Origin of the sequence: Pseudomonas syringae (genome assembly GCF_021606685.1) — a bacterium.
GTDB classification, from domain to species: domain Bacteria; phylum Pseudomonadota; class Gammaproteobacteria; order Pseudomonadales; family Pseudomonadaceae; genus Aquipseudomonas; species Aquipseudomonas syringae_R.
The window spans coordinates 1-4,649 of the sequence record NZ_WKCB01000140.1 but is presented as its reverse complement, the minus strand read 5'-3'; the positions used below and the strand labels follow the sequence as shown (position 1 = coordinate 4,649).

Genomic DNA, 4,649 nt, shown 5'->3' with positions numbered 1-4,649 from the left:
CTCGTGTTCTGGTGGGTAGGAGAATGTATATAAGAGCCAGGGAGGGGGCAAATCAGAAAGTCGCAGGGGGTATCTAAAAATTGCGGGCAACTGACACCGCACGCATAAAAATGGGGGAGGGGGCTTGCTCCCTCCCACATGGAACTGTGGTGTTACACAGAGCGGATCACATGCTTGATCTCCTGAAACGCCGCCAGCCCCCATGGCCCCAGCTCGCGACCAATGCTGCTCTGTTTGTAACCGCCCCAGGACGTCTGCGGGAAGATCACCTGCGGGGCGTTGATCCACACCATACCGGCCTGCAAGGCATTGGCTACACGCTCGGCAGTGTCGGTATCGGCGCTGACCACACTGGCCACCAGGCCGAAATCGCTGTCGTTGGCCAGGGCGATGGCCTCGTCCTCAGTGGCAAAACGTCTTACGCACAGCACCGGGCCGAAAATTTCTGCGTTCCACAACGCGCTGTCCAACGGCACATCGGTGAACACCGTGGGGCGAATGAAATAACCCTTTGCCAGGTCCGCCGGACGCTCCCCGCCACACAGCAGCCGCGCGCCGTCCCGCAGACCTTGCTGGATATGCCCGAGTACCCGCTGATACTGCGCACCGTTGATCAGCGCGCCCATTTCCACATCGTCGGCAAACGGCTCGGCCACACGAATGGCTTCAGCCCGCGCCTGCAAGCGTTGCAGGAATTCATCGGCCAGGCTGTCAGCCACCAGCACACGGCTGGTCGCGGAGCACATTTGCCCGGCGTTGAAAAAACCGCCGCCGCACGCCAACTCCACGGCCAGTTCGAGGTCGGCATCCGCCAGCACCAGCAGCGAAGATTTACCGCCCAACTCCAGGCTTACCCCCTTGATGGTTTCCGCGGCGCGTTGCATCACCTGCACGCCGACCGCGTTGCTGCCGGTGAACGAAATCTTCGCCACGCGACGCTCGGCTGCCAGCGGCGCACCCACCGCCAGGCCCGTGCCGCACACCAGGTTGAACACGCCCGTCGGGAAGCCCGCGTCGGCAATGATCTGCGCCAAGTGCAGCTCCGCCAGCGGGGTGACTTCCGAGGGCTTGAGCACCACGCAGCAACCGGCAGCGAGGGCCGGGGCGAGTTTCCAGGCGGTGGTCACCATCGGGAAATTCCACGGCACGATCAACCCCACCACACCGCAAGGGTCGCGGCGCAGGCGGGCACTGAACGCATCGCTGGGCAGCGCCACGGGTTGGTCCTGGCGGGCGTCCAGGTGTTCGGCGAGGTCGGCGTAGTAATTGAACGTGGCGATCACGTCATCCACGTCGATACCCGCTTCAAACAGCGGCTTGCCGTTGTTGCTCGACTGCACGCGCATCAGGTGTTCGCGCTGCGCGCTGACCCCTTGGGCGACCTTGCGCAGCAGCGCGCCGCGCTCATGGCCGGTGCTGTTGGACCAGCGGGCAAAGGCCGCGCTGGCCGCATCGACCGCCTCGGTCACCGCGTTGGCATCGCCGACGCTGACCTGGGCCAATGCCTGCTCGGTGGCCGGGTTGATCACCTCGAGTAGCGCAGGGCCGGCACGCCACGCGCCATTGATATACAGGCCGTTCAATACTGCGCTCATGCTGCAACCTCCGTCATCCACACACTCTGGTTGACTTCGATCAGCGTCGGCCCGGGGCGATCCGCGGCGCTGCGCAAGGCGCTGCGTAGCGATTCGACACCTTGGACGCTCTGCGCCGCGCACCCCAAGGCCTTGGCCACACCGATAAAGTCCGGGGTGTAGATGTCCACACCGACCGGCTCGATAGCGCGGTTGAGCATGTATTTCTTGATCTCCTCATAACCCTGGTTATTCCACAGCAACACGATGATCGGCGTGCGCGCCTCCACGGCGCTGGCCAGTTCCGGCAGGCTGAATTGCAGCCCGCCATCGCCGATCAGGCACACCACCGGTTGCCCATCGCCGCGCCCGAGCCAGGCGCCAATGGCGGCGGGCAGCGCGTAGCCCAGGGTGCCGTAGCCGGTCGACGAGTTGAACCAACGGCGCGGGTGGTCGAGGTTCAGGGTCAGGTTGCCGCTGTACACCGGCTGGGTCGAATCGCCCACCAGCACCGCGCCCGGCAATTGCTCCAATACGGTGTTCAGAAACAGGGTTTGCGCGCGGGTGGCGGCGTCCCAGGTGGGCGCCAGTTCGGCCCACAGGCGGGCGACACGCTGCGCACCCCAGTGCGCATCGCGGGCCGCCAGAGGCTTGCTGTTCAGCTCGGCCAGCAAGGCGTCGGCGGCAATCTGTGCGTCCGCCACCAGCGCGACCTGCGGCGGGTAGTTGCGCACGGTCTGGTCCGGGTCGATATCGATGCGCAGCAGCGCGCCGGGTATTTCAAACCCCCCGGCGAAGGTGACGTCGTAGTCGGTTTCCGCCAGCTCGGTGCCGATGGCCAGCACCACGTCGGCTTCGGCGACCACTGCACGCGTGGCGACCAGGGTTTGCGTCGAGCCGAGCAGCAGCGGGTGGTTGGCAGGCAGCATGCCCTTGGCGTTGATGGTCAGGGCTACCGGCGCGCCGAGCGTCTCGGCCAGGCGCGTCAATGCAGGCGCCGCGTCAATCGCGCCGCCACCGGCCAGGATCAGCGGGCGCTTGGCCGCTGCCAGCAACTGGCTCATCTGCTTGACCGCCGACGGTGCCGCACCGGCACGGGCCACGCTGACCGGCTGGCTGCCCAGCAGTGCGTCGGCGTTTTCCACCAGCACATCCAGCGGAATCTCGATGTGCACCGGGCGCGGCCGCCCCGCCTGAAACAGCGCAAAGACGCGGGCCAGCACGCCCGGCAACTCTGCCGCCGACATCAAGGTGTGCGAGAACGCGGCTACGCCGGCGATCATCGCGCCCTGGTTCGGCAGCTCATGCAGCTTGCCGCGCCCACCGCCCAATTGGCTGCGCGATTGCACGCTGGAAATCACCAGCATCGGGATCGAGTCGGCGTAGGCCTGGCCCATGGCCGTGGTGATATTGGTCATGCCGGGGCCGGTGATGATAAAGCACACGCCCGGTTTGCCGCTGGTACGCGCATAGCCGTCGGCCATAAAACCAGCGCCCTGTTCATGGCGCGGCGTGACGTGACGGATGCTCGAGCGGGCCAGGCCGCGATACAGCTCTACGGTGTGCACGCCGGGGATGCCGAACACCTGGTCGACGCCGTAGCTTTCCAGGAGGTTGACCAATACTTCGCCGCAGGTCGCCATACATGTCGCTCTTGTTATGGATTCGAGGCGGTATTGGACCGGCTGGCCGGTAGCGACAACAATCGATAAAAAGTCATACTAGCCATGTCTTCACGTCATGGCTCAGCCCTTATGAAACGCCTCCCGCCGCTGCCCGCGTTGCACACCTTCTGGGTCACGGCCCAGTGCCGCAATTTCACCCGTGCCGCCGAGCAACTGCACATCACCCAGGGCGCGGTGAGCCGCCAGGTCGCCGGGCTGGAAAGCCACTTGGGCTACGCGCTGTTCCAGCGCCAGGCGCGAGGCTTGAGCCTGACCGATGAGGGCCGTGAATGGTCGCTGCGGGTGCAACAGGTGTTCGGCCTGATCGATGAGGCGGTGGAGCAGATCGGCAGCCGCCGTGAAACCTTGCAACTCAAGGCCTCCACCTGTGTGATGCGCTGGCTGTTGCCACGCCTGCTGCAGTGGCAACGCGAACGCCCGGACGTGCCGGTGGAACTCACCACCACTGTGGCCTACACCGTGGACTTTCGCCGCGAGCCCTTCGACGCGGCGGTGATCTATGCGCCGATCGCCGAACAGCCAGCCGAGGCACGGCACCTGTTCGACGAGCAGCTCACCCCGGTCTGTGCGCCCGCGTTGCTCGATGCCTTGCACGCACCGGCAGACCTGCAGCAACAGGTGCTGCTGCACCCCACGCGGGATGAGCGGGACTGGGCGTTGTGGCTCAAGGCGGCGAACACGCGGCTGGGCAATCTGAGCCAGGGTCATCATTTTGAGACACTGGATCTGGCCATGACGGTGGCGTCACAGGGGTCCGGCGTGGCAATTGGCGACAGCGCGCTGATTGGCGAGGACCTCAAGGCCGGCCGGTTGGCGACGCCGTTTGAACTGCGGGTGGCGACGGGGATGGGGTATTACCTGGTGTATCCACCGGGTACCGCGCCTTCGCCGGGGCTGGAAGCCTTGATGAACTGGCTTGTCAGCCAGGCGCAACAGTCCTGACATTGAAGATCAAAATGTGGGAGGGGCGGTGCGACGATTCGACTTGCCCCCGATGAGGGTGTGTCAGCCAGAACTGTTCCAACTGACCCACCGCCATCGGGGGCAAGCCCCCTCCCACATTTTTGACCGCGCAGGGTCAGTAGCCGACGGTGAAGCGTTGGCGGGAGTGCTTGGGTGTTTCGACTTCGTCGATCAGGGCGATGGCGTAGTCGGCAAAGCTGATCCAGCTGCGGCCTGTGCTGCTGACCAGCAAATCATCCTGGCCCAGACGGAACGTGCCGGTGCGCTCGGTTTCGACGAACTCCGCCGACGGCGACAGGAAGGTCCAATCCAGATCCTTGTCCTCACGCAGCACGTTGAGGAACGCGGCGCCTGCAGAGGCTTCAGCTTTGTATTCGGCAGGGAAGCCTTCGCTGTCGATCACCCGACCCCCACCCGGCAGCAACAG

At 65.1% G+C, this 4,649-nt stretch carries 4 protein-coding genes; 1 reads left to right on the top strand and 3 read right to left on the bottom strand.

Annotated features, from left to right (window positions below; translation table 11 throughout):
• Window positions 1–152: 152 nt before the first annotated feature.
• Both GIW02_RS26835 and GIW02_RS26830 read right to left on the bottom strand, forming a co-directional pair.
• Window positions 153–1,595, bottom strand: a complete 1,443-nt coding sequence (locus GIW02_RS26835; protein WP_236418348.1) for an aldehyde dehydrogenase family protein — start codon at window positions 1,593–1,595, stop codon at window positions 153–155.
• Window positions 1,592–3,217: a 5-guanidino-2-oxopentanoate decarboxylase gene (locus GIW02_RS26830; protein ID WP_236418346.1), complete on the bottom strand. Its 1,626-nt coding sequence runs from the start codon at window positions 3,215–3,217 to the stop codon at window positions 1,592–1,594. Before GIW02_RS26830 ends, GIW02_RS26835 begins: the two co-directional genes overlap by 4 nt.
• A 111-nt stretch (window positions 3,218–3,328) precedes the next feature.
• Between GIW02_RS26830 and GIW02_RS26825 the strand changes: the two genes are divergently transcribed.
• Complete coding sequence (locus GIW02_RS26825; protein ID WP_236418345.1) at window positions 3,329–4,201, top strand: LysR substrate-binding domain-containing protein; 873 nt, start codon at window positions 3,329–3,331, stop codon at window positions 4,199–4,201.
• A 136-nt stretch (window positions 4,202–4,337) separates the two neighbouring features.
• On the opposite strand, the gene GIW02_RS26820 is transcribed toward GIW02_RS26825, so the two are convergent.
• A partial coding sequence (locus GIW02_RS26820; RefSeq protein WP_456362094.1) for an NAD(P)-dependent oxidoreductase occupies window positions 4,338–4,649 on the bottom strand: 312 nt, incomplete at its 5' end.

Coding starts and splice junctions, on each gene's coding strand:
- GIW02_RS26835 (WP_236418348.1), bottom strand. CDS start 1,595: ATGAGCGCAGTATTGAACGGCCTGTATATCAATGGCGCGTGGCGTGCC.
- GIW02_RS26830 (WP_236418346.1), bottom strand. CDS start 3,217: ATGGCGACCTGCGGCGAAGTATTGGTCAACCTCCTGGAAAGCTACGGC.
- GIW02_RS26825 (WP_236418345.1), top strand. CDS start 3,329: ATGAAACGCCTCCCGCCGCTGCCCGCGTTGCACACCTTCTGGGTCACG.